24 protein-coding genes and 2 pseudogenes are annotated in these 23,222 nt (G+C 74.4%); 9 read left to right on the top strand and 17 right to left on the bottom strand.

Annotated features, from left to right (window positions below; translation table 11 throughout):
• Window positions 1–78: 78 nt before the first annotated feature.
• The 3 genes from AB0Q99_RS19530 to AB0Q99_RS19520 form a co-directional block, all read right to left on the bottom strand.
• The gene (locus AB0Q99_RS19530) at window positions 79–978 is read right to left on the bottom strand and encodes a hypothetical protein (RefSeq protein ID WP_363573400.1); all 900 of its coding nucleotides are present in this window, start codon (window positions 976–978) and stop codon (window positions 79–81) included.
• A gap of 85 nt (window positions 979–1,063) precedes the next feature.
• The gene (locus tag AB0Q99_RS19525; protein WP_363573398.1) at window positions 1,064–1,636 is read right to left on the bottom strand and encodes a sigma-70 family RNA polymerase sigma factor; all 573 of its coding nucleotides are present in this window, start codon (window positions 1,634–1,636) and stop codon (window positions 1,064–1,066) included.
• A gap of 323 nt (window positions 1,637–1,959) precedes the next feature.
• Window positions 1,960–2,433: a MarR family transcriptional regulator gene (locus tag AB0Q99_RS19520; protein WP_363573396.1), complete on the bottom strand. Its 474-nt coding sequence runs from the start codon at window positions 2,431–2,433 to the stop codon at window positions 1,960–1,962.
• A 160-nt stretch (window positions 2,434–2,593) separates the two neighbouring features.
• Here AB0Q99_RS19520 and AB0Q99_RS19515 point away from each other — a divergent pair, with 160 nt between their 5' ends.
• Entirely contained in the window at window positions 2,594–3,004 is a 411-nt protein-coding gene (locus tag AB0Q99_RS19515; protein ID WP_363573394.1) for an organic hydroperoxide resistance protein, read from the top strand.
• Between the two features lie 137 nt (window positions 3,005–3,141).
• Here AB0Q99_RS19515 and AB0Q99_RS19510 read toward each other — a convergent pair whose 3' ends face one another.
• Entirely contained in the window at window positions 3,142–3,522 is a 381-nt protein-coding gene (locus AB0Q99_RS19510) for an SHOCT domain-containing protein (protein ID WP_363573392.1), read from the bottom strand.
• A gap of 153 nt (window positions 3,523–3,675) precedes the next feature.
• Between AB0Q99_RS19510 and AB0Q99_RS19505 the strand changes: the two genes are divergently transcribed.
• On the top strand, window positions 3,676–4,065 hold the full coding sequence (locus AB0Q99_RS19505) for a hypothetical protein (protein ID WP_363573390.1): 390 nt from the start codon (window positions 3,676–3,678) through the stop codon (window positions 4,063–4,065).
• A 66-nt stretch (window positions 4,066–4,131) separates the two neighbouring features.
• Here AB0Q99_RS19505 and AB0Q99_RS19500 read toward each other — a convergent pair whose 3' ends face one another.
• The 4 genes from AB0Q99_RS19500 to AB0Q99_RS19485 form a co-directional block, all read right to left on the bottom strand.
• Window positions 4,132–4,782 carry a beta-glucanase gene (locus AB0Q99_RS19500; RefSeq protein WP_363573388.1) on the bottom strand — a complete coding sequence of 217 codons (651 nt, stop codon included), beginning with the start codon at window positions 4,780–4,782 and terminating at the stop codon, window positions 4,132–4,134.
• 173 nt (window positions 4,783–4,955) lie between these two features.
• Window positions 4,956–5,582, bottom strand: coding sequence for a CBS domain-containing protein (locus tag AB0Q99_RS19495; RefSeq protein WP_363573386.1), 627 nt, complete (start codon window positions 5,580–5,582; stop codon window positions 4,956–4,958).
• Between the two features lie 240 nt (window positions 5,583–5,822).
• Window positions 5,823–6,737, bottom strand: coding sequence for a substrate-binding domain-containing protein (locus tag AB0Q99_RS19490; protein ID WP_363573384.1), 915 nt, complete (start codon window positions 6,735–6,737; stop codon window positions 5,823–5,825).
• Between the two features lie 131 nt (window positions 6,738–6,868).
• Window positions 6,869–7,000: a hypothetical protein gene (locus tag AB0Q99_RS19485; protein ID WP_363573382.1), complete on the bottom strand. Its 132-nt coding sequence runs from the start codon at window positions 6,998–7,000 to the stop codon at window positions 6,869–6,871.
• A 67-nt stretch (window positions 7,001–7,067) separates the two neighbouring features.
• On the opposite strand from AB0Q99_RS19485, the gene AB0Q99_RS19480 reads away from it, so the two are divergent.
• Window positions 7,068–7,904 carry a HEAT repeat domain-containing protein gene (locus AB0Q99_RS19480; protein WP_363573380.1) on the top strand — a complete coding sequence of 279 codons (837 nt, stop codon included), beginning with the start codon at window positions 7,068–7,070 and terminating at the stop codon, window positions 7,902–7,904.
• Between the two features lie 86 nt (window positions 7,905–7,990).
• Here AB0Q99_RS19480 and AB0Q99_RS19475 read toward each other — a convergent pair whose 3' ends face one another.
• Complete coding sequence (locus AB0Q99_RS19475; RefSeq protein WP_363573378.1) at window positions 7,991–8,356, bottom strand: hypothetical protein; 366 nt, start codon at window positions 8,354–8,356, stop codon at window positions 7,991–7,993.
• A gap of 267 nt (window positions 8,357–8,623) precedes the next feature.
• Here AB0Q99_RS19475 and AB0Q99_RS19470 point away from each other — a divergent pair, with 267 nt between their 5' ends.
• On the top strand, window positions 8,624–8,896 hold the full coding sequence (locus AB0Q99_RS19470; protein ID WP_363573376.1) for a GlsB/YeaQ/YmgE family stress response membrane protein: 273 nt from the start codon (window positions 8,624–8,626) through the stop codon (window positions 8,894–8,896).
• A 166-nt stretch (window positions 8,897–9,062) separates the two neighbouring features.
• Here the strand turns inward: AB0Q99_RS19470 and AB0Q99_RS19465 are convergent.
• Window positions 9,063–9,575: pseudogene (locus AB0Q99_RS19465) on the bottom strand (amino acid transporter); the annotation flags it as partial.
• A 447-nt stretch (window positions 9,576–10,022) separates the two neighbouring features.
• Here AB0Q99_RS19465 and AB0Q99_RS19460 point away from each other — a divergent pair.
• The 3 genes from AB0Q99_RS19460 (at window position 10,023) to AB0Q99_RS19450 (ending at window position 14,077) form a co-directional block, all read left to right on the top strand.
• Window positions 10,023–11,609 carry a N,N-dimethylformamidase beta subunit family domain-containing protein gene (locus AB0Q99_RS19460; protein WP_363573546.1) on the top strand — a complete coding sequence of 529 codons (1,587 nt, stop codon included), beginning with the start codon at window positions 10,023–10,025 and terminating at the stop codon, window positions 11,607–11,609.
• A 265-nt stretch (window positions 11,610–11,874) separates the two neighbouring features.
• Entirely contained in the window at window positions 11,875–12,618 is a 744-nt protein-coding gene (locus AB0Q99_RS19455) for a polyprenol monophosphomannose synthase (RefSeq protein WP_363573374.1), read from the top strand.
• Window positions 12,619–12,799: 181 nt separating this feature from the next.
• A complete protein-coding gene (locus tag AB0Q99_RS19450; RefSeq protein ID WP_363573372.1) occupies window positions 12,800–14,077 on the top strand; it encodes an aromatic acid exporter family protein in 1,278 nt (425 codons plus the stop codon).
• A gap of 62 nt (window positions 14,078–14,139) precedes the next feature.
• On the opposite strand, the gene AB0Q99_RS19445 is transcribed toward AB0Q99_RS19450, so the two are convergent.
• The 5 genes from AB0Q99_RS19445 to AB0Q99_RS19425 form a co-directional block, all read right to left on the bottom strand.
• The gene (locus AB0Q99_RS19445; protein WP_363573370.1) at window positions 14,140–14,589 is read right to left on the bottom strand and encodes an SRPBCC family protein; all 450 of its coding nucleotides are present in this window, start codon (window positions 14,587–14,589) and stop codon (window positions 14,140–14,142) included.
• 4 nt (window positions 14,590–14,593) lie between these two features.
• Complete coding sequence (locus AB0Q99_RS19440) at window positions 14,594–15,067, bottom strand: VOC family protein (RefSeq protein ID WP_363573368.1); 474 nt, start codon at window positions 15,065–15,067, stop codon at window positions 14,594–14,596.
• 92 nt (window positions 15,068–15,159) lie between these two features.
• Window positions 15,160–17,154 (bottom strand): phosphocholine-specific phospholipase C, encoded by a 1,995-nt coding sequence (locus AB0Q99_RS19435; RefSeq protein ID WP_363573366.1) that lies wholly within the window; start codon window positions 17,152–17,154, stop codon window positions 15,160–15,162.
• A 26-nt stretch (window positions 17,155–17,180) separates the two neighbouring features.
• Window positions 17,181–18,653 (bottom strand): endonuclease/exonuclease/phosphatase family protein, encoded by a 1,473-nt coding sequence (locus AB0Q99_RS19430; RefSeq protein ID WP_363573364.1) that lies wholly within the window; start codon window positions 18,651–18,653, stop codon window positions 17,181–17,183.
• Window positions 18,654–18,997: 344 nt separating this feature from the next.
• Complete coding sequence (locus tag AB0Q99_RS19425; protein ID WP_363573362.1) at window positions 18,998–19,264, bottom strand: metal-sensitive transcriptional regulator; 267 nt, start codon at window positions 19,262–19,264, stop codon at window positions 18,998–19,000.
• A gap of 557 nt (window positions 19,265–19,821) precedes the next feature.
• On the opposite strand from AB0Q99_RS19425, the gene AB0Q99_RS19420 reads away from it, so the two are divergent.
• Complete coding sequence (locus AB0Q99_RS19420; RefSeq protein ID WP_363573360.1) at window positions 19,822–20,652, top strand: SAM-dependent methyltransferase; 831 nt, start codon at window positions 19,822–19,824, stop codon at window positions 20,650–20,652.
• A gap of 150 nt (window positions 20,653–20,802) precedes the next feature.
• Here AB0Q99_RS19420 and AB0Q99_RS19415 read toward each other — a convergent pair.
• Window positions 20,803–21,366 (bottom strand): annotated as a pseudogene (locus AB0Q99_RS19415) (alpha/beta hydrolase); the annotation flags it as partial.
• On the opposite strand from AB0Q99_RS19415, the gene AB0Q99_RS19410 reads away from it, so the two are divergent.
• Entirely contained in the window at window positions 21,347–21,838 is a 492-nt protein-coding gene (locus tag AB0Q99_RS19410) for a GNAT family N-acetyltransferase (protein WP_363573358.1), read from the top strand. The pseudogene AB0Q99_RS19415 and the gene AB0Q99_RS19410 sit on opposite strands and share 20 nt — an antisense overlap.
• 545 nt (window positions 21,839–22,383) lie before the next feature.
• Here the strand turns inward: AB0Q99_RS19410 and AB0Q99_RS19405 are convergent.
• Window positions 22,384–23,034: a hypothetical protein gene (locus AB0Q99_RS19405; protein WP_363573357.1), complete on the bottom strand. Its 651-nt coding sequence runs from the start codon at window positions 23,032–23,034 to the stop codon at window positions 22,384–22,386.
• Between the last annotated feature and the right edge of the window lie 188 nt (window positions 23,035–23,222).

Genomic DNA, 23,222 nt, shown 5'->3' with positions numbered 1-23,222 from the left:
CCCCGCACGACCCGGCGCCTCCCCGGGTTCACCGGGCTCACCGGGCTCACCGGGCTCACGCCGCCGAACGCGCGCCCCTCACCGGATCCGCACCACCCCCCGCCCCCGCACCGCCCGGACACCCAGCCGCGCGGGGTCCGCCCTCGGGCGGTCCGCCACCGCCTCCCGCAGCGTCAGCAGGATCTCCCCGTCGTAGCGCTCCGACAGCACCCGCGCCAGTTCGGCCGTTCCGCCCGGCCGCACCTCCGGCGCCAGGTACGGCAGCCGGCCCGGGGCACTGAGGTCCTGGGCCTGGGCGGCCCAGCGCGCCGCGTCCCGCCGTTCCCCCTCGGCGGAGTAGTGCACGGCCAGGCAGTGCACGGCCAGCTGGTCCCCGTACTGGGCGGCGATCCGCCACCAGAACACGCCGTCGGCCGTGCGGCCCATCCCGTACAGCAGGCAGCCGAGGGTGCGGAAGGCGGTCTTCTCGGCGAGTTCGAGGTCGAGGGCCAGTTCCCCCGGCTTCACGGCGCCCGCGACGCCCGCGCACAGGTGACGCAGGTCCCGCCGGAGTTCCGCCCGGCCCCCGGCCCAGGGGGACTGCACCGTGGCCGCGACCGTGCCCGCGCCCGGTACGCCACCCGAGCCCGAACTCCACCCCGGCCACGGGCCCGGACCGGGCCCGGCGCCCGGCGCCGGCCCCACCCCCGGGCTCGACCCAGAGGCCGGAGCGTGCGGCGGGCGGGCTCCGGCCGGTGGACGGGCGGGGCGTTCCCGCACGGCGGGGGCGGGCCGACGGGCGGCGGCGAGCCGCTCGGCCAGCCTCCGGGTGAAGGCCACCGGGTCGTGGTCGTCGAACTCCCGCTCCAGCTCGGCGGAGTGCACCCGCAGCAGCTCCCCGACCCTCCGGTCCCCGGCCCCCGTGTCGCCGACCCTCACCTCCCCCGGCCGCACGTCCTCGGCCCTCCTGCCACCGGCCACCGCACCTCTGCCCCCCACATCCCCGACTTTCGCGTCCCCGACTTTCACGTCACCGGTCCTCACGTCCCCGGCCCCCACGTCCCCGACGCTCACGTCACGCCCCTCACGTCTCCGCCCCCTCCTCGTCCGGGTGCTCCAGCAGGTACTCCAGGTGGCGCCGCCCGAGGCTGTAGTAGGTGCGGGCGGTGGTGTGCGCGATGCCGAGCGACCGGCCGATGTCGTGGTAGGACAGGCCCGCCTGGCGCAGCCGGACCACGTCGGCCTGCACCGGCGCGGCCCGCGCGAGCTCGTCCATCGCCCAGTCCAGGGCGTCCAGTTCGGCGAGCTCGTCCAGCTCGTCCTGGCTGGTGTCGGGACGGCGCTGGGAGATCACCCGCAGCCGTTTGCGTTCGGTGCGCCTGCGGTCGCGCAGGACGTCCACCACCGCGTCCTTCACCACCTTGAAGGCGAAGGCCTGCGGATCGACGCTGGCCAGGGCGCGGCGCCAGTTCTTGTAGAGCGTGGCGCCGGCGTTCTGCACCGCGTCCTGGGCGTCCTCACGGTGGCGCAGCCGCTGCTGGGCGTAGCGGAGGTAGCCGGGGTTCTCGCGGGTGAAGAAGGCCTCGAAGTCGTTCGGCAGGTCGCCGAGCGGGTCCGTTCGCAGGCCCCGCTCCTCGCCCGGCCCGGGAGTGTTCACGCACGCCCCCCTTTTCGTGGGTCAGCTGGCCGGCCCACCGGGTGGCACGCCGACGGCCCTTTGGGGGCTCGTGGTGTAACCGTCCGGACGGCCCGGGATGTTGACCGGATCGGGCGGACATTTGGCGACCGTTTCCGTTCACATTCGGACAGCGCCGCTGACCTGCCGGTTCAGGCCTGCCGCCCCAGCCGGAACACCCGCCACGTGACCCAGATCACACCCGGCGCGGCGCCCACTTGACAAGCCCCGCCACGCCACCTCGCGACGCCACTCCACGACACCGCCCCGCCACACCCCGCCGGCCCGCTCAGCCCAGCCCAGACCTACGGAGCCGGCTCCACCGCCGCCGAATCCAGCGCGGCGGTCACCCGCTCCAGCAGCCCGCGCAGCTCCGCCAGATCCTCGACCGGCAGCCCGGTCGCGGCGAGCAGTCGCCGCGGGACCTGTCCGGCCCGCTCGCGCAGCGCCGACCCCTCGGAGGTGAGCGCGACGGTGACCGACCGCTCGTCCTGCGGACTGCGCTCGCGGCGCACCAGCCCGGCCGCCTCCAGCCGCTTGAGCAGCGGGGAGAGCGTGCCGGAGTCGAGCCGCAGGCGCTCGCCGATCCGCTTGACGGGCAGCTCGCCGTCCTCCCAGAGCACCAGCATGACCAGGTACTGCGGATAGGTCAGCCCGAGGTCCCGGAGCAGCACCCGGTAGACGCTGCCGAAGGCGCGCGAGGCCGCGTTGAGCGAGAAGCAGATCTGCTGGTCGAGGCGGAGCAGTTCCTCGTCCGCCATGCCGGGAAGCGTGGTCATGGACCCATCGTACCGATGGCGCGCACGCCATTGAGTTGTGCGCAATTGAATTGCGTGCTCTACTTATCGCACGGCAGGGCACGGACGGACCGCCAGAACGACGGCGGCCCCATGGCCCACCCGCCACCGAGCAACCGAAGCACCACGAAGGGGACCCACCATGGACGCGCTCTACACCGCCGCCGCCACCGCCAACGGCCGGGAGGGCCGTGCCGTCAGCTCCGACGGCCAGTTGGACCTCGCGCTGGCGATGCCGCCGGCGCTCGGCGGCAACGGCCAGGGCACCAACCCCGAGCAGCTGTTCGCGGCCGGCTACGCCGCCTGCTTCGCCAGCGCGCTCGGCCTGGTGGGCCGGCAGGCCCGGGTGGACACCAGCGAGGTCTCCGTGACGGCCGAGGTGTCCATCGGCAAGGACGGCGCCGGCTTCGGCCTCGCCGTCGTGCTGCGCGTCGAGCTGCCCGAGTCCCTCGCGGGCGAGAGCGGCGAGCTGCTGGTCAAGCAGGCGCACGAGGTCTGCCCGTACTCCCGCGCCACCCGGGGCAACATCCCGGTCGAGCTGGTCGTCGAGTAACCACCGCACCCGGGACACGATCCGGCTCCGGAGCCTTCGGGCCCCGGAGCCGTCGCGGGCAGACCGGGCACACCGGGCCCGCCGCACCGGACGTGCGGCGGGCCCCGCCCCGAGACCCGACCCGGACCCAGGGGTTCCTACGGCGCCGCGCCGGGGTCGGCATCACCCGGCCCGTTCGCCGAGCGCAGCGTCTCCAGTCTGTGCCGGTACTCCTCCGCGTCGATCTCGCCCCTGGCGAACCGCTCCGCGAGCACCTGCTCCGGAGCCGTCACCGCCCTCGCGCCCGTGCCCGTTCCGGTCCCCCAGCCGTGCGGACCGCCTGCCCCCTGCCCGCCGCCTCCGACGCCCGGTGCCGCGGCCCCTGGCGGGACCGGCTGCCGCGAGCGCGAGACGTACCGGAACAGGGCGACCGCGAGGAGCACGAGGAGTGCCAGGACCAGCAGCGTCCCGATCACCATCAACCCGATGCCCCAGCCACTCATGCCGCGGCCGTGCCCGTACCCATGCCAGTGCCTCATCAGGACCTCCTCCTCCGGCCCCGTCCGGGCCCGCCGAGGTGATCAGCGCCTTACCACCATCGTGCGCCCGGCACCGGGCAAAGTGCCGTGAAGAAAGCCTGAGAAAACGTTCCGGCGCTCAGGTCCACGTGCCCACCAGGTAGCCTGCCGCTCGTGAACCGGCACGCACGCATGACCTACCACCCGCCCGACGACGGCCGCTCCCCCGAGCAGCTCGTCGCCGCCGGAGTGCTGCGGCGCCACTCCGACCCCAGCCCCCACCCCACGCTCGGCCACTCCCCGATCGCCTACGTCGACACCGCGCTCTGGGCCGAACTCACCGCCCTCGCCATCGCGCCGTCCGCCGCCGAGGCCACCGCGACGGCCCTGCTGCACGCACTCGCCGGCCGGGCCGTGGACGCGGCGCTCTCCCCGGGCAACGAGCGCGCCCCGCGCGACGACCTGTACGTGACCGACCCCGCCCACATCGGCCGGAACCGCCGCGCGGTCTGGTTCCAACGCTCCGGCCCGCACGGCCCGATCACCGCCGCCTTCGCACCGTGAGCCACGAGCCGCGGCAGCCGAGCCATCGAGGACCTCGAGGACACCGACCGCACCCGCCGCCTCGGCTCAGCGCTCGACCCGCAGGCTGTGGCAGACCCAACTGAGCCGGTCCGGCCCGCCGAGCGGCGGCCGGTCGTGGTACGTCCCGTCCGCCACCGACAGGTTGACGATCAGGTAGGCGTGCCAGCCGGCCCCGACCCCGTGCAGGTCGGCGTAGACCAGCTGGTCCTCGACGTACCAGTCCACCGAGTTCGCGCCGAGCACCACCCGCAGGCCGAAGGTCGCCCCGGGGCCGATCCCGGCGCCGGCGCCGTGCCAGTACCGGAAGCCGCCCCGGACGTGGTTGGAGATCTCCAGGAGGTCCGGGTTGTCGGGGTGGTACTCGAAGAAGTCCACCTCGTTGCCGCCGTCCCGCCAGGTCCAGATCGCCGGCCAGGCTCCCAGTTCGACGGGCAGCGTCACGCGCGCCGACAGCACGTCCCCGGTGCGGACCTGGAAGCCGTCCGGACTGCCCTCGGTGGTCAGCAGGTTGCAGTTCCACAGGCCGCCGCTGGGCCGCCGGGTGGCGGCGAACACCCCGCCGGGGCAGTAGCTGCGGACGAGGTAGTCGAGCTTGTGGTCGCTCCGGTTCGTCGGCCCCATCCGGGGATAGGCGCTGCTGCGCCCGGCGATCCACTGCCTGGTCGAAGTGAAGTCCGCGTCGAACACGACTGTCACGGCCGCCTCCCCGGTGCCCCGGTGCCCCGGCAGTCCGATCGGCCGGGCACACAGGGTGAGTTACCCGGTACGCTCCGCTGTATGCGAAGCGGACCGCCCGGGTCCGAGACGAACCAGCAGCCGACGGATCCACAGACCGCAGTCCGGTCGGTCCGACCACTCCGACAGTCAGGTCAGCCGACCGTCGCCGCGCCCCCGGCCCCGAGCCGGTCGGTCACCGAGACCACCCCGTCCACCGAGCGGCACAGGTTGAGCACGATCGGTACCAGGTGCGGCTCGGGCACGGTGCCGCTGAGCACCACCCGGCCCTGGTCGACCTCCACCCCGACCTCCGCCGGGCTGACACCCTCGATCCGACCGAGCACCTCCTCGACGATCTCCCGCCGGATCACCATGTCCTCGCGCAGGAACACCCGCAGCAGGTCACCCCGGCTGACCATGCCGGTGACCCGCCCCTCCTCGTCCAGGACCGGCAGCCGCTTCAGCCCGTGCCGGCTCATCGTGCGGGCCGCCGCGACCACGCTGGCGCCGGGTGTGGTGCAGACCGGCTGGGCCGTCATCAGGTCGGCGGCGGTGACCTCGCCGTCCGGACCCAGCCGCGCCGACTCCGGCGCCGGCAGCAGGCTGCCCGGGTCCTCCTGCGCGGCCAGGGTGCGCAGGAGGTCGGCCTCCGAGACCAGGCCGAGCGGCCGCCCTTCCGGGTCCACGACCGGCACCCCGGTGATGTCGTACTCGCTCATCAGCGTCACGATCTCCCGGAACCCGGTCTCGGGCGCGACCAGGACCACGGGGCTGGTCATCACGGATTCGACGGTGGCATGCCGCACGCCGGTTCACCTCGTCCAACGGTGCTGGTCCGACCGGGCGCGAATCGTCCCGGCCGGTTACCGGCAGCATGGCGCGCGGCGGCGCGAACCGCCAGGGGCCAAGGGGCCGAACGGGTGGGACCTTGGGCCTCGGCCCCCGAACACGGGCCCGACAGGGCCCCGACACCGGCCCCACGTGCCCTGCCGCCCACCCGTCCGGCGGCTCCCGAGGGCTCAGGCGTGCATGCTGGACCCGCAGGCGAAGACCGGCAGCCGCAGGAAGCCGTGGCTCAGCAGGTCCGCCGTGGCCACCGGCGAGGTGCAGGCCCAGCCGTTCCGGCCGAACACCTTCCGGAGCCGCCTGGCCGTGCGCGTCGGCGCTCGTCCAGTCGGCGTCCCGCACCCCGAGGAAGAGGGCCCGGCCGTACCAGCTCGCCGCGAAGGCCGCACTGAGCTCGCCGTCGAGGAGGGGGCCACCCGGTCGACGCCGTGCGGGACGAGGACGCCCGGGTCGTCGCCCGGCTTCCGCTGCCCGCCGGTCACCTGTCCGGCCCACCGGCCGACCGAGTACGGGACGATCGCGTTCGGGTCGTGCAGGATCGCCTCCGACCCCTGGTCGTCCGCGACGCCCGGGGTCACGCACGGGCCCGCGTAGAAGGTGCTCGCGCTGCCGCCGGTGCTGCCCGTGGCCGCGGTGGCGAGCGCGGTCATCTCGTCGGACGTGTAGGTCGTCCGGCAGGTGTTGGGGTCCGAGAAGAACGCGCCCGGCACCACGGGCTTGATCGGCGCGTCCGGAAGGTTCGGGTCGATCTGCCGCCAGTCGGTGAGGTCGCAGGCGTAGATCGACTTCAGCTCGGCACTCGTCAGGCTCACCGGGGCGTTGCCGCCGGCCGGGGCCGCCCAGCTCACGACGTCCTTGGCCACCGGGAGGAAGTCGATCGAAGCCGGGTCACCCGACTGCGGCGGCCTGCTCAGCCGGACGAAGTCGAGCGTTCCGCTGGTGGTGTACAGCAGGGTGTTCAGGGCTTCCCTGGTGTTGGTGGGCCGGAGGATCGCGGAGGCCCCCGTCTTGGACGTGATGCTGCCGGCACCCCGTGCGTCCCAGCTGTACAGCCGGGGTGAGGTGGTGTCGCCCGCCGCCGCGAGCATCGACTCGTCGGACCGTCCACCACGGCAGCACGCACGACGGCACCGCGCCGGCCCACGACAGCACACCACGGCTCCCCGGAGACCGAATTCCTCGCCGCCCTCGGCGCGGTGGTGCGGCAGCACGCCGACCGCTACCCGGCCGTCGTGGCGGCCGCCATGGCGACCCGGGCGGGCGCGACCAGGCCCTCGGCTTCGGCCTGGACCGCATCCTGGACGGCCTGGCCGCCCTGATCGGGCGCCGCAGCGCGCAGCGCTGAGCGCACCCGGTCGCACCGCGCGCCCGGAAAGCCCCTCGAACCGGCGCCCGGCCGCTCGCTACCATCGCGCCCCATGGCGATGTTCGTGCACCTCACCGCCGCGGCCAACGCGCCGCGCATCCGCCGCGCCGGGATCCGGGCCGACAGCCGGGGCCAGGACGGGGCACGCGGGCTGTACTGCTTCCCGGTGCTGCCCTCGTACACGCTGACCCACCAGTGGCTGCGCGAGCTGGCCCGGTTCGGGCCCAAGGGTTCCCTGGTCGCGGTGCACGTCCGGCTGGACGACGCGCAGGAGGTGCTGACCGGGCACTACCGCGACCGCGCCGGGAGCGCCCAGCAGTCGGTGTCCGCGGCCGAGGCGGTCCGGCGGATCGGCGCGCTGGCCGACCCGCGCGGCTGGGAGGTCTTCCTGCCGCGCGCGGTGGGCACCCGTGAGGTGCACCGGATCCGGGCCGTCCCGCAGGTCGCCGGCTGGCGCTACGTCCCGAACGCCCACGGCACCCGGCCGTGTACCTGCTTCGGCTGCCGGATCCGCGGCGAGTACGGCGGCCGCCGACTGCGCGAGCGCCACCCGCACCCGCTGGACGGCCCGCCGCCGCCCGTCCCCGTCCTGCTCGCCCGGATCCGGGCGGCCGGCCCTCCCGATGTCTCGGGCGACCCGGGCGACCCGGGCAACGCCGGTGACCCGGCCGAACTGCGGGCCGTCCTGCACTGGTTCGGGATGCGGCGCCGGGGCCCGGTGGACGACTTGGCCCCGCTGGCCGCCCACCCCGATCCGGGTGTGCGCGCGGAGCTGGTGTGGGCCGTCGGCTCCTGGTCCACCCCGGGCACGGCCGAACTGCTGGACCGCCTCGCGGAGGATCCGCACCCGGACGTCCGCGCGGCCGTCGAGGCGGTGCGGGACCGCTGAGGCCCCGCACCGCCGCCGGGCCGCGCCCGGGCCGCACTCAGGTCGTGCCCGGTCACGCCCCAGTCGCTCCCGGGTCGTGCGCCGCGTCAGGACACGCGCTTCAGCTGCCAGCTGTTCTTGTCGAAGCTCGGCACCGCGGAGTACTGACAGCCGGAGCTGTAGAAGCTGCTGACGATGGTCCAGCCGGCCGGCGGCCAGGTCGAGGCGCAGGCGTTGACCACGGTGCCGACCGGGTAGCCGGTGAGCTGCATGATCTTCTTGGTGTTCGGGTTGAACCCGGAGCCGCAGCCACCGCTGTTCCACCACTGCACGTCCACGAAACCGCCGGGCGTGAGCGAGGAGGAGCACATGGTGCTGGTGTCGCCGGGAGCGGCCTGGGCCGTCCCCATGGTGAGGGTGAGCGCGGCGGCGACAGAGCCGAGGGTCAGTGCGGCGGCGCGGAGACGTATCACGGGGCGGACTCCTCTCGATGACGCGGCACCTCCGCGTCACCGCCCATTCCTATCCGTGTCACCGGTGGGACGGACAGCGACTTTCCGGCCCGACCGGCGGCGCGTTCTCGCCCCTCCGTACCCGACTCACCCCGCGCCGTGTCCGTGAACTGCGGCGTTCTCCGCCGACATGCCCGTCCGGCCGATCCGGGTGATCATGGGACGAACCGCGTCTTCGGCGATTCGGCGCGCCGGTCGGCTCCGGTGGCGCCCGGAAGGTGGGCTGCGATGTTCCAGCTCCTGTGGATTCTGCTCATCGGCTTCGTGCTGGGCGTCCTCGCCAAACTGATCCTGCGCGGGCCGCAGTCGATCCCCTGGTGGCTGACCATGCTGCTTGGCGCCGCCGGGGCGTTGCTCGGCAACGCCGTCTCCGGCTGGATCGGCGTCCGCCACACCTCGGGCATCGACTGGATCCGCCACATCCTGCAACTCGCCTTCGCCGTCGGCCTGGTGGCCCTCGTCGCGCCCGCCTGGAGCAGGTCCCACCAGCAACACCGCTGACCGGACGCGGCGCCGACCACCGACCGCCGCCCCGCGCCGCCGGCGACCCCGCCCACGACCCGGGCGGGCCGGGAGCCGCTCAGCCCACGTGCACGGCCGGCCTGCGCGAGCGGTCCGGTTCGGCCTCGCGCAGCACCTCGCGCGTCACCGGCGCGATCTCGCCGGCGGCCAGGCCGATCGCCTCGCCGAAGCCCTCGAGGAAGACCGCGCCCAGCAGCGCGATCACGAGCAGGGTCAGCAGGACCTGCTTGCCGGTCAGCACGCTGGTCAGGTGCGGGTTCTCCACGGTGCGCGCTCGCGTCGGCGGCGGACAGGGTGATGGTGATCATGAAGTCGGTGGCCGCGAAGCCCAGCAGGGTGAGGACGAAGAGCTTGCCCTGCCAGAACGACAGCGGCCGCTCCAGCATGGCGATCGAGCCCTCGCCGTGCGGGCTCTCCTTGGCCACCCGCCGGTCGACGGGGAGCGCGCCGAGCAGGGTGACGATCACCAGCACGACGGTGGCGATCGGTGCGACCAGCCCGGCCGCGAGGGCGGCGATGCCGGGCTGGTAGCCGAGCGGGAGAAGTAGTCCAGGCCGGTCAGGCACATCACCCGCCACCAGCGCCGGCCCTTCACGCGCGGCGCCTGCGCGTGCGGCCCGGGGTGCTGCTTGGCCATGTCCGCCAGGCCTTCCAGCATCCACGCCCGGAACCGCCCGCCCCCGGTCCCGGCCGGCACCCCCGGTTCGGCCGAACCCGACGAGACCACGCACACCCCTGTCCACGACTCGGCCGACAGCGCACCGGCCCGGGCCCCTGCGGCCGCCGGACGGCGGGCCTGGTCAGGCTAGGTGACCCGGTTGCGGCACCCCGGGAACCGCACGGGCCAACACGCCCCGGTGCGCCCGTACGGCCGCCCGAACGGCGGACGTCCTCCGGGCGGGCCCGGCGGCCGGCGTGTGGGCCCGACGCGTCGGCCCGGCGCGTTGGGCCGAACGCGGCCCCCGGAACGGGCGAGGATGTCCGCGCGCGTTGACGTACGGGGTTGACGCTCCGGATCGGCGACGGGCCGACCGGCACGACTGCGAACCACAGGGAGGCCGCGGTGGCGGTACCGAGCCGGCGGGGGATTCTGGGCCTGGGGCTGATGGCGGCGGCCGTCGCCTCCTGCGGGGCCCGGCACCCGGAGGCGGCACCGGACCCGCACCCCTCCGACGGCCGGCCCACCGACCCCGGCCCGGGAGGCCCCGGCACGGGTGGCGCCGGTACGGGCAGCGCCGGCCCGGGCGGCCCCGGAGCGACCCAGCCCGCCGGGCCGCAGGACGGACTGACGAGCGAGCGGGCCCGGCCCGGCACGCCCGGCTGGGAGATCACCGATCCCGGCCCGGCCGCCGCGATCGAGGGCTTCGCCGACCGGGTCAGCGTGCTCCCCGGCGAGCCCTTCGGCCTGCACGTCTCCACCCCCGCCGCCGCCTTCACCGTCTCCGCCTACCGGATGGGCTGGTACGGCGGCGCCCGTGCCCGCCTGGTCTGGCGCCGCGAGCACGTCCCCGGCGGCAAGCAGCCCGCGCCGCACGTGGACCCGGCGACCCGCACGGTACTGACCGGCTGGCAGCGCACCCTCGCCGTGGACACCGCCGGCTGGCCCGAGGGCGCCTACCTGCTGCGCCTGGACGCCGAGGACGGCTCCGGCCGCCGCTACGTCCCGCTCACCGTCCGCTCGGCCGCCACCACCGGGAGGACCGTGGTCATGAGCGCCCCGGCGACCTGGCAGGCCTACAACGAGTGGGGCGGCCACAGCCTCTACAACGGCCCGACCGGCGGCCTGGCCACCCGTTCGCTGAAGGTCGTCTTCGACCGGCCGTACGACTACGACCACGGCGCCGGGCTGTTCCTGGTCTACGAGGCGCCGCTGATCGCCCTCGCCGAGCGGCTGGGCCTGCCGCTCGCCTACACCACCGGCATCGACGTGGCCCGCGAGCCCGGACTGCTGGCCGGCGCGACCACCGTCGTGTCACTGGGCCACGACGAGTACTGGTCCCCCGAGCAGCGCGCCCGGGTGGTCGCGGCCCGCGACGCCGGGACCAACCTGGCGGTCCTGGGCGCCAATTGCTGCTTCCGCCGGGTGCGCTTCGAGCCCACCGACCTCGGTCCGGAGCGCACGGTGGTCTGCTACAAGGACGCCTGGGCGCAGGACCCGGGCTACCGCGCGGGCGCCCCGGCGACCACCGACTTCCGCGCGGGCCCGGGCGCCGACCCGGAGAGCTCGATGCTCGGCGTGATCTACGACGGCTACCCGGTGGACGCCCCGTACGTGGTCACCTCCCCCGGCCACTGGGCCTTCGAGGGGACGGGCGTCGCGGCGGGGGCGTCCTTCCCGCACCTGGTCGGCGTCGAGTACGACCGGGTGAACACCGCCTTCCCCACCCCGCGCCCGATCGAGGTGATCGCCCACTCCCCGGTGGTCTGCGAGGGCCGCCGTTCCCATTCCGACACCGCCTACTACACCGTGCCGAGCGGCGCCGGGGTCTTCGCCTCCGGCACGATGCGCTGGGTCGAGACGCTCGACGCCCACGGCCCCGGCGGCGGCACGGCCGACCACGGCATCGACTCCCTGGCCGGGGACCTGGTGCGCAGGGTCACCGAGAACGTGCTGCGCGCCTTCGCCGCCGGCCCGGCCGCCCGCACCCACCCCGCCCAGGACAACCTCACCGCCGTCTACGGCCCGGCGTAGCGAGCCCGGCTCAGCGGGCCCGGCTCAGCGAGAGCCCGGCTCAGCGGGGCCGACGTCCACAGGAATTCTCCGGGGCCGCCGATCGGGGCAGGGCGGCCCGCCACTCCACCCATCGTGATCGAACGGACTTCCGACCCCCTGTCGGCGGCAGGAGCAGGCCCGCGCCCCCGATACACTCGCACGGTCCAACCAGCGCAGGTCGTCCAGGCAAACGGACCGGTGCGGCACGGGTGCCGGCCGGCGAAGGGCACGAGGGAAACAGAACATGGTCGAGGCCTCCCCCAAGGTCGTTGTGGTCGTCCCCACGTACAACGAGCGGGAGAACCTCCCGGTCCTCGCGGGCCTGCTCGCGGAGCTTCCGGTGCCGAACCTGCACCTGCTGGTGGTCGACGACAACTCGCCCGACGGCACCGGCGAGATCGCCGACAAGCTCGCCGCGGACTCCGGCGGCACCGTGGGCGTGCTGCACCGCACCGAGAAGAACGGCCTCGGCCGCGCCTACCTGGCGGGCATGGACCGGGCCCTCGCCGAGGGCGCCGACATCGTGGTCCAGATGGACGCCGACCTCTCCCACCCGGCCTCGGCGATACCCGAGATGGTGCGGACCCTGCTCACCGAGGGCACCGGCGTGGTGATCGGCTCCCGCTACGTCACCGGCGGCTCGACCGCCGCCGAGTGGCCCTGGCACCGCAAGGCCCTGTCCGCCTGGGCCAACGTCTACGTGAACACCATCCTCGGCCTGGGCGTCAAGGACGCCACCGCCGGGTTCAAGGCGTGGCGCGCGAGCACGCTGCGCGCGATCGACCTGCCGACCGTGCAGAGCAGCGGCTACTCGTTCCAGGTCGAGATGAACTACCGGGCGGTCCAGCAGGGCATGACGATCCGCGAGGTGCCGATCCGCTTCGAGGAGCGGATCGAGGGCGCCTCGAAGATGAGCGTCGCGGTGCAGGTCGAGTCGGCGCTGGCCCCCTGGAAGCTGCGCTTCCAGCGCGGCAACCAGCCGGAATAGCGGGCGGGCGGCCGGAACCGGCCCCTTCCACCGCTCCCCCGCTCCGCCCGTTCCGTTTGATCCCCCGTCCCGCCCGCCCGCCCGTTCCCACGGTCCCGGTCCCGCCGGTCGCACGGGTTCATACGGGTGCCGGGCGGGCCGCGGGACGGTGTGAACGGCGAGGACGGGGAAGAAGGGCGACATGGCCCTTCTCCCGGAGTCCTTCACGGCCCTGATCCGCCGCAGCGCGCGGGAACCCTTCGTGGTCCAGACCGTACGGGCCACCGTCGCAGCCACCATCGCCTACGCGGTGGCGACGCGGCTCAGCAGCGAACCCGCCCCGCTGACGGCGCCGCTGACCGCGCTGCTGGTCGTCCAGGTCACCGTCTACTCGACGCTCAAGACCAGCATCCGCCGGGTCAACTCGGTGGTCGTCGGGGTGTTCATCGCGATCGGCTTCAGCGCCGTGGTCGGGCTCTCCTGGTGGAGCCTCGGGCTGATCATCCTGGCCTCGCTGGTCGTCGGCCGGTTCGTCCGGGTCGAGGAGTTCGTCCAGGAGGTCGCGATCAGCGCGATGCTGATCCTGGGCGTCACCAAGCTGGCCTCGCAGGCCTGGGACCGGGTGCTGGAGACGCTCATCGGCGCCGCGGTCGGTCTGTTGTTCAACCTGGTGTTCGCACCGCCGGTCTGGGTGGACACCGCCGGGGAGTCCATCGAGGACCTCGCCCGGCGGGCCCGTCACCTGCTGCTCGACATCGCCGAGGAACTGGGCCGCCCCACCCCGGTCGCCCGGGCCGCCGAGCGGCTGCACGAGGCCCGTCGGCTGGACCAGGCGATCGCCGAGGTGGACGCCGCGCTGCGGCAGGCCGAGGACAGCCTGCGCTTCAACCCGCGGATCACCGAGGGGCTGCTGTCCCGGCTGGTGCTGCGCACCGGACTGGACACCCTGGAGATCTGCGTCGTGGTGATCCGGGTGCTGGCCCGCTCGTTGACCGATCTGGCCAAACGGCGCACGCCCGGCGAGCGGCTCTTCCCGCCGGACGTCGCGGTCGGCCTGGAAGAGCTGCTGGACCACGTCGGCGGGGCGCTGGTGAGCTTCGCGGTACTGGTGACCACCCAGGTGAGCAGCAGCGCCGAGGAGGCGGAGACCCGGCTGGCCGCGGAGCTGGCGGCGGCCTGGGCCTGCCGGGACAACGTCGCCCAGGTGCTGCTGCGCAAGGTGCAGGAGCACCCGGAGGCCTGGCAGCTGCACGGCTCGATGCTGGCCGAGGTGGACCGGATCCTGGACGAGCTGGACCTGGAGCACCGCGGCCGGCGGCTGATGGAGGAGCTGGACCGGGCCTCGGTGGCGAACCGGGAGCGCTTCGCGCGGTTCGCCGGGCTGCGCCGCTTCCTCCGCGGCGAGCGGTGGCGCGGGCGCGGGCGGGGGCGGGGGCGGCGCGAAACGACGGGGCGCCCGGCGGCGGAGGCCGGGCGCTGATCCGGTGCGGACGCCGATCCGGTGCGGGCCCCGACGCGGCAGGACCTCGGGACGTCAGGGCATCAGGGCATCAGCCAGGGCGGCTGCGGGAGCGGGTGTCCGGTCTCCAGATAGGTCTTGAGGTTGGAGAGCACCGCCGCCCAGCCCTGTTCGGCGTTCGTCCGCTCGGTCTCGTCGGCCAGGTTCTCGTGCGTGACGGTGAGCCGGGTGAGGTCCTGCCAGCCGCCGAGGTCGAAGGTGACCCGGGAGGGCCCGCCGGGGCGCCGCTCGTCGGGGCCGGCCCAGGTGGTGACCAGCCGGTGCGGGCGGTCGGCCGCCTCGACGGTGCCGACGACGTCGGCGGTCCCCGAGGCGTCGGTGCGCCGGTGCTCCCAGGGCGCGCCGGGCTGCCAGGTCGAGACGTTGCGGTGGCCCCAGTAGAGGCCGGACTCGTCGGCGTTGGTGAGCGCGTGCCAGACCCGCTCGGGGGTGGCCCGCAGGTAGACGACGGCGCGGTGGGTGTGGGCGGTCACGGCATCAGCCCCCGGCCGCGTCGAGCAGGGACTGGATGTCGAGCTTCTGCATCGTCAGCATGGCCGCCGTCACGCGGTCGGCCTTGGCCCGGTCCTCGCCGCCGATCAGGTCGAGCAGCACGCGCGGGGTGATCTGCCAGGACAGGCCGAAGCGGTCCTTGAGCCAGCCGCACGGGCCCGGCGTGCCGCCGTCGGCGGTGAGGGCGGCCCAGAGCCCGTCGACCTCGCGCTGGTCCGCGCACTCCACCTGCAGCGAGACGGCCTCGGTGAAGGTGAACACCGGGCCTCCGTTGAGGGCCGCGTACGGGCGGCCGGCGAGTTCGAAGTCGACGGTCATCACGGTGCCGGCCACGCCCGGGCCGGCTTCGCCGTAGCGGGTGGTCCGCGTGATGCGGGAGTCGGGGAACAGCGAGGTGTAGAAGGCGGCGGCCTCTTCGGCCCGGTCGTCGAACCAGAGGAAGGTGGTGATCTTCTGCATGCGCCCGACGGTAGCGGCGCGGCCCGACGGGCGGGCCGAGCCACGGCCGGGGGTCACCGGTTCGGCGCCCCCGGCCGTGGAGGCGGGGTGGATCAGTGCACCCAGCCCGCGTAGCGCTGGGCGAAGCGCCGGCCGGTGTGGGCGGTCACGACGACGTCGTAGCGGCCCTGCTTGTCCAACGGCCAGGCCACGTCGGCCTGCTTGCCGGGCTTGACCCAGACGGTCCGCGCGGTGCCCGCGAAGTCGTTGGGCGCGGCGGTGAAGGCCACGTCGGTCAGGCCGTCGTTGACCAACTGGAGGACGAACGCGCCGTTGCCGCGCAGGTCGGCGGTGACGATCGGCACGCCGACGTCGTCCTGGCCGTCCTGCCCGTCGCGGACCACCGTGCCGGCGAAGCGGCGGACGAAGCCGTCCGGGCCGTGGACGGTGAAGTCGTAGCGGCCGTTGGTGGCGGCCGCGTCCCAGACGTACCGGGCGGTGGCGCCGGGGGCGACGGTGTACGGGGTGCCCGCGAAGGGGAGCAGGATGTTCGGATAGACGGCGTACGGGAACGCCACCGAACCGTCGTTGCTCATCGTGCAGGTGACCTTGCCGGTCCTGCGGTCCACCTCCACGTCGGCCCACGGCTGGTACGGCAGCGGGCGGTGCGGGCGCTCGCCGCGCTCCTGGACCGGCATCGACTGGGCGCCGACCGCCGGCAGGACGACGCCGGGCAGCTTGGTGCCCGCGTCGGCCCTGGCCATCAGGGCCTTGGTGTCGGGCAGTTCGGGGATCGAGTACTCGGGGGCGGCGAAGTCGAAGCAGCTGGTGAGGTCGCCGCAGACGGCCCGGCGCCAGGCCGAGATGTTGGGCTCGGCCACGCCGGTGACCAGCTCCATGAAGCGCAGCACCGAGGTGTGGTCGAAGACCTGGGAGTTGACCCAACCGCCGCGCGACCAGGGCGAGATGACCCAGAGCGGGACGCGGTTGCCGAGGCCGATGGCCCGCCCGTGGGTGAACTCCTCGGGGGTGCCGGGCTCGGGGGTCGGCGGGACCATGTGGTCGAAGTAGCCGTCGTTCTCGTCGTACATGACCAGGAAGACGGTGTGCCGCCAGACGTCCGGGTTGGACATCAGCGACCGCAGCGCCTGGTCGACCCAGTGCGCGCCGTAGGCCGGGCCGGCCTCCGGGTGCTCGGAGAACAGGTAGGGGGCGACCAGCCAGGAGACGGTCGGCAGGGTGCCGTCCTTGCAGTGGCGGTCGAAGTCGGCCGGGTCGAACTTGGTCATCGCGTTGACGTGGCGCGGGTCGTCGGGCCCGAACTCGTGGAACTGCTTGAAGTAGGAGAGCGCGTTGTCGTCGTAGTCGCCGGTGCGCTCGTCCTTGCTGGGGTTGTGGTAGACCCGCCAGGTGACGCCGGCCGCCTGCAGTCGCTCGGCGTAGGTGGTCCAGTCGGCGACGGGGTTGTCGGTGACCGGGGTGTTGTCGATCCACGGGCCGGTGGTGCCGTCGCGGCCCGGGCCGGCGGTGCCCGTCCACAGGTAGAGGCGGTTGGGGTCGGTGGGGCCGGCCAGGGAGGTGAAGTAGGCGTCGCAGACGGTGAACGCGTCGGCCAGGGCGTACTGGTAGGGGATGTCGTCCCGGGTGAAGTAGCCCATGGTGCGCTCGCCCTTGGCGGCGATCCACTTGTTCATCGCGCCGTCGTTGATGGCCTGGTGGCCGGTCGCCCAGTCGTGGGGGAGGCCGCCGGCGTTCTGCGCGTTGTACTTGGCGGTGTCCATCCGGTACGGCAGCATCGCGCCGCCGTCGCTGCGTCGGCTGTCGGGCTGGCGGAACACGTCGGTGCCGTCCGGGAACTGCAGCGCCTGCTTGTCGCCGAAGCCGCGGACGCCGGCGAGGGTGCCGAAGTAGTGGTCGAAGGAACGGTTCTCCTGCATCAGGACGACGACGTGCTTGACGTCCTTGACGGTGCCGGTGAGCCGGTCCGACCCGGCGGGGACGACCGGGGCGGGGGCGGCTTCGGCCGGGGCGGCGGCCAGACCGGTCAGGGCGGTGGCGCCGACCGCCGCGGTGGCGCCGACGAAGGTGCGGCGGGAGAGCTCGGACATGGCTGGCCTCTCGGAGCCGGTGGGGCTCACAGCTGGAAGGTGGCGACGGCGGCGGCGGTGTCGGAGGGCCACTCGTTGGCGGCGGCGTCCGGCTCGGGCTGCGGCCAGTCGGCGACCAGGGTGTGCGCCTCGACCAGCTTCAGCGGGCCGGCGTACTGGACCTGGTCGGTGCGGTCCTGCGGCTCCGGCCGGTCGCCGCGCCGCTTGCGGGTGGGCGACCAGGTGGTGCCCGGGGCCTTCACCGGGTCGGGGTGCTCCTCGCGGAAGGCGTCGGTCAGTCCGGCGGCCTGCAGGGCCACCGTGACCGGCCAGTTCAGCGGGCCGACACCGTGGTGGGCGGCGGCGGTGGCGGCCGTCCAGTCCCGGTGGGAGGGCGAGGAGAGCGCGCCGCCGAGGACGACCGGGACGTGCCGGGCGAGGTCCGCACGCACGGCGGCGGCCAGCGCCCTGGCCTGCTTCAGCCGGAGCGAGCCGTTCTCGGCGGCCTCGGTCTGCGCGGCGGTCGCACCGTCCTGGACGGCGTACGGGCCGTAGCCGGCCTCGTCCAGGTGCGCGGCCCAGAAGCGGACCGCGCGGCCGCCGGGCAGCCGGAGGGTGGCCGCGGCGGCGGGCAGGTCGGCGGTCGGCGGGGTGATGTCGGCGAGCGGGTGGCGGCTGAGGATGCCCACGCTGCCCGGGCTCTGGTAGGCGTACCAGCCGAGGGCGTCGGCCAGGGTCCTGGCCCGCTCCCCCGCCGTCTCCTGCAGGGCGAGCACGTCCAGGCCCTGGGTGAGGACGACGCGCAGCTGCTTCTCCAGCGCGTCGGTGCAGGCCGCGCCCGCGTCGTGCAGGTTCCAGCTCGCGGCCTTGAGACGCGGCGGCGCGGCCGGGTCCACGACGGGGACCAGGACCGTCACGGTGTCGGTGGCGCCCGCGCTGTCCTTGACGCCGACGACGACCACCTCGGGGCTCCGGCCGGGGGTGGCGGGGGCGGTACCGCTGAGCGTGCCGCCGGGGGTGGCGGGGGCGGTACCGCTGAGCGTGCCGCCGGCGCTGACGGAGGCCCAGGCCGGGCCGCTGACCTTGCGGTGGACGGCGGAACCGGGCGGGTTGCCGGCCGGGCGGGACCAGAGGCCGCCGAGTTCGATCTTCACGGCGGCGCCGGGGGCGACGGGCGTGGCGGTGAAGGCGTCGACGGCGGCGTGCGGGCGGACGACGACGGGCTTGGGGCGGAAGCCGAACGGAGCGCTCCGGGCGAGGATGCCGTAGCCGTCCTGGGCGAGGAGGTAGGCGGTGTACGGGCCGCCGGTCAGCGCGGAGGTGTCGAGCTGGACGTCGCCGGCGGTGCCCGGGGTGTACTTCCACAGCAGCGAGGAGCCGTTGCCGGGCTGACGGCTGCCGTCGTAGACGCCGACCCAGTTCTTGGCGTCGGGGGCGTCGGTGGTCCAGTGGAAGGTGAGCCGGTCGCCTTCGGTGGGATCGGTGGATGAGGTGATGGTCAGGGCGCTGCCTGTGGCCACGGTTGTCCTGTCCGCCGCACGGGGTCCGGTCCGCCGGGGGACGGTTCGCCGGGGCCTGGTACGGCTGGTCACGGAGGCTGGGAGGAGGGGAGGGCGCGCCGCGGTAGCAGAACCGTACGGGACAGTTGGCTGTACAACTGCGGGCGGCCTCATTCATCCGAAGACCGGCGACCTGCACGTGAACGCCGCATGGCGGAGCGTCGGGCGGCACGGGAACTTCCGCGGGCACGCGAAGGGGGCCGCGACGGACGATCCGTCGCGGCCCCCTGGGGGCGTGCGCTCCCGGCACGGTGCACGCCGGACGGCGCGCTTCCCGCGCGCACGTGCCGGCCTCGCGCGGGCGGTCAGGCCAGGGTGAGGAACAGCTTCTCCAACTCGGCCTCGCTCATCGGCGGGGCTTCCTGGTCGGCGGCGGCCATGCACTGGCGCATGCCACTGGCGACGATCTTGAACCCGGCCCGGTCGAGGGCCCGGGAGACGGCGGCCAACTGGGTGACCACGTCCTTGCAGTCCCGCCCCGCCTCGATCATCGCGATCACTCCGGCCAACTGGCCCTGGGCACGACGCAGCCGGTTCAGGACCGCGCCGACCGCCTCCTCGTCCACCTGCATGTCGGGGCCGCCTTTCACATCGACTGTCGATGCACAAGTGTACCCCGCGGGGTATTCATTCCCCGGCGGACGAGGACTGCGCCGACCGCCCCTCCCCGGCGGCCCCGGCGACGGCGCTCGGCGACGACCCTCGGCGACACGCCGGCCGGCGCTCGCCAGCGGCACCGGTCGCGTACGGGAGCTCGTTGTGCGCGAACACGGCGGGCTCGTCCTCGGCGGGCAGGACGTCGTCCGCGCCGATCGCCGGAGCCTGCCTGACCCGGTTCCTCGGGTACGCCACCCGGACGCAGTCCGGTCCGACCATCGCCCCCGCCCGCGGGAGGAACACCAGGCAGCGGCGCACGCGCCCGGCACGTGCCCGGGGCGCGCCCGGGGCGCGCGGCGCCCGCGCCCGGGACCGCACGGGTGCCCGCGGTGCGACGAACGGGACATACGGGGGCGACTCGGCCAACCGGCACCGGCGCCTTGACCTGGGCTTTAGGCTGGCCGCCAGCAAGGCCGTGAGTTGATCATCAGACGTTTGCGGGCAGAGTGTCCGGGCGAAGGGGGCGGCAGCCGTGGGATACGAGGACATGTGGGCACCCGGCAGGACCGGAGCCCCGGCCGACCTGCGTCCCGACATCCCGCACCCGGCCCGGATGTACGACTACTACCTCGGCGGGAAGGACAACTTTCCGGCCGACCGCGCCGCCGCCGAGAAGGCGCTCGCCGCCAACCCCGAGTTCCGGTCCACCGCCCGCGCCAACCGGGGCTTCCTCACCCGCGCGGTGCGCTGCCTCGCCGAGCTGGGCATCGACCAGTTCCTCGACGTCGGCACCGGCATCCCGACGGTCGGCAACACCCACGAGATCGCCCGGGCGGCCACCCCGAACGCCCGCGTCGTCTACGTCGACAACGACCCGATCGTACTGAGCCACGCCCGGGCCCTGATGGCCGGCGCCGGACACGGGCGCACCACCGTCATCCAGGCCGACCTGCGCCGGCCCGACCCCCTGCTGGACGCCGTCCGCGCCGTGGACCTGCTCGACTTCTCCCGGCCCGTCGGCCTGGTCCTCGCCGCCGTCCTGCACTTCCTGCGCGACGAGGACGAGCCGTACCGCGCCGTCGCCACCCTGCTGGACGCGCTGCCCTCCGGCAGCCACCTGGTCCTCTCGCACGGCACCGCCGACTTCATCCCGCCCGCGGTCCGCGACCGCGTCACCGGCGTGTACGACAAGGCCACCGCCCCGCTCGTCGGCCGCAGCCGGGCCGAGGTGCACGCCTTCTTCGACGGACTCGACCTCCTCGACCCGGGCGTCGTCACCGTCCCGCTCTGGCGCCCCGACACTCCCCCAGCGACGGACGCCGAGCGCGTGAGCATGTACGGCGCGGTGGCCCGCAAGCCCTGAACCCGGGCGGCATGCGGCATGCGGCCGCCCCGGAGCCGACGCATCGTCGACGAGGGTGACGAACCGCTCGGGCTCCTCGGCCCACGGCCGGTGACCGGAGTGCGACAGCACCTCCAGCCGGCCGTGCGGCAGGGCGGCCGCCACCGCGCGGGCCGGGGCGGTGCCGATCATGCCGTCGAAGGCGCCGGCCAGGACCAGGACGGGCTTCGGCTCGGCCGGTGGCCGGGCACCGCCCGGGGGCTGCGGCGCGGTGCGGGAGCGGGCGTCGGCGCCGCCCGCGTAGAAGGCCTCGCGGTACCAGGGCAGCGCGGTGGCGTGCTCGGGGCGGTGCTCGGCGAGGCGTTCCCCCGTCCAGGTGCGCCAGAAGAACGGCAGGATCCTCCGTTGCAGGGCGGCGAGTTCCGCCCCCGCCGCTCCGCCCTCGGCGAGGCGGCGCTCGGCCTCGGCGGCGTCCGGGTACCAGGGCTCGGCGGAACGCCCGGCCCGGACCGCGGCCAACTCCCGCTCGTCCACCTGGCGTCCGGCCCGGCCGACCGGGGTGACCAGGACGGTGCGCCGCACCCGTGCGGGGTGGGCGGCGAGGTACTCCTGGACGGTCAGGCAGCCGGCCGAATGACCGAGCAGGTCGAGCCGGTCCAGGCCGAGGTGGCGGCGCAACTCCTCGATGTCACGGGCCTGCTGGACGAAGGAGACGGTGGAGCGGTCCACCGGCACGGCGGAGCGGCCGGTGGCCCTCGGGTGGAGCAGGACCAGCCGTCGACGGCGGTCCAACCCGCCGAGGCCGCCCAGATACCGGTGGGAGGGCTACACCCGCGATGTCGACGCGCTGCCGCGCGGCCTGGCCAACTCGCACCTGGCGGTGACCGCGCGCGACGGGTCGCGGGCGCTGCTCGGACTGGCCCGGACGATCTCCGACGACGAGGCGGTCTGCTACGTCCAGGACGTCCTGGTCCACCCGCGCCACCAACGCCGCGGCGTGGGAAGGGCATTGATGGAGTATCTGATGGACCGTTACGCGCACTGCCGGTTCCTCCTGCTCTCCACCGACCACGAGTCCAGCCCGGAAGGCGTGCGCAACCACGCCTTCTACCGCTCGCTCGGCTTCCTCAGCTACCAGGAGAAGGAGATGTCGGCCTTCGGCCTCCCCCGCGTGCGAGCCCCGCGACCGGGTGCCGAACGGGCTTGACGGCTTACGGCGAAACGGCCCGCAGGCCGGTGGCCACACCGCTCCGAGGTGCTCCGCCCGGAGGCCACGGAGGGCGGCCGCCTCGGCCGGGGCCGTCCGGGGTGAGGCCGGTGCGGGCGACGGCCGAGCCGTCGAAGAGCCCGGGGTCGGCCCGGGCCCCCTCCGCCACCCGCTGGGCGGCCTCCGCCCGGGCACGGTCCGCCACAGCCCGGTCGCGCGACCGGGAGGGACGGAGCGGGGGCGTCGACCAGGCGGATGCCGGCCGGTTCGAGGAATCGGACGCCGACGGGCACATCCGTGGCAGCCGTGGCCGTGACGCCTTCGGGCGTCCCGCCGCCGTGACCGGGCCCCGGGATCGGTGACGGTCGATCGGTGGCGGTCGATCGGGATTGTCGCGAGTGGCCGACAGGATCACGAATCGGCTTGCGGAGAAAGCCAGTTGGCGCGCGATTCGCCGGATCGTGGGCGAATTGGAGGACCGGCCGGGAAATGCCGTTCCGGGTACACACGTCGACGCGTGCACCCGGAACGGGGGCGTCCGGAGGTCAGAGGCCGACCTGGATCTCGGCGCGGTGCCGGATGTACTCGTCGGGGTGCGAGCGGGCGATCGCGACCGCCGCCTCGACCAGGGCGTGCAGCTGCGCCGGGTAGGCGCGCAGCACGAGCGGGAGGCCGGGGAGGATGCAGCGGCGGACGTCCAGGTCCTCGTTGGCCACGAACTCCCGCAGCGCGGTCTCGTACCAGGTGTCCCGCACGCTGGCGCCCTCGTCGGCGGCGGCGCCGTTGCTGCCGTCCCCGACCGACAGGGCCGTCCAGTACCAGGCCCGCGCGGCTCCCGCCCGCTCCGGGTTGGTGCCGGTGCGCAGGTAGCCCAGCAGGGCGAGGCGGACCCGGCGCTGCCCGAAGGCGAGCAGGGCGGGCTCGACGAAGCGGCGGTTGAAGCTCGGGTTGGGGTCGTGGACCGCCGCCTCCAGCAGCGCCTCGAAGTACTCCTCGGGCAACTCGGAGCGTCCGGCGACCGCCTTGTGGACCTCCCACCGGGCCGCACCCTGGTAGTCGGGGCCGGGCGCGACCTCGGCCCCGAGCAGGCGGAGCAGACGCGCGAGCCGGAGGTCGAACGCCTGCGATTCGTCCGCCGTACGCCCGGGCAACGGCTGGAGAATCCGCACCTCGCCTGCCGTGTCCTTGGTTTCCACGAACATCCTCCTCATTCTGAGTCATCGGCAGACTACTCGCCGATACACCAGTTCGGAGGCGGTTTTCGGCCAGGCCGGGAACGCGATCGGTTTCCACGGTGGAAATGTGACGAGCACTCAGTCCGCAACCGGCTCAAATGACGCGAGTCGGCCGGACCGGGCGGGACCGGACCCGGAACCGCCCGCTC

This window comes from Kitasatospora sp. NPDC086791, assembly GCF_040685975.1.
GTDB lineage: Bacteria > Actinomycetota > Actinomycetes > Streptomycetales > Streptomycetaceae > Kitasatospora.
This window is presented reverse-complemented; position numbering and strand designations above follow the sequence as displayed.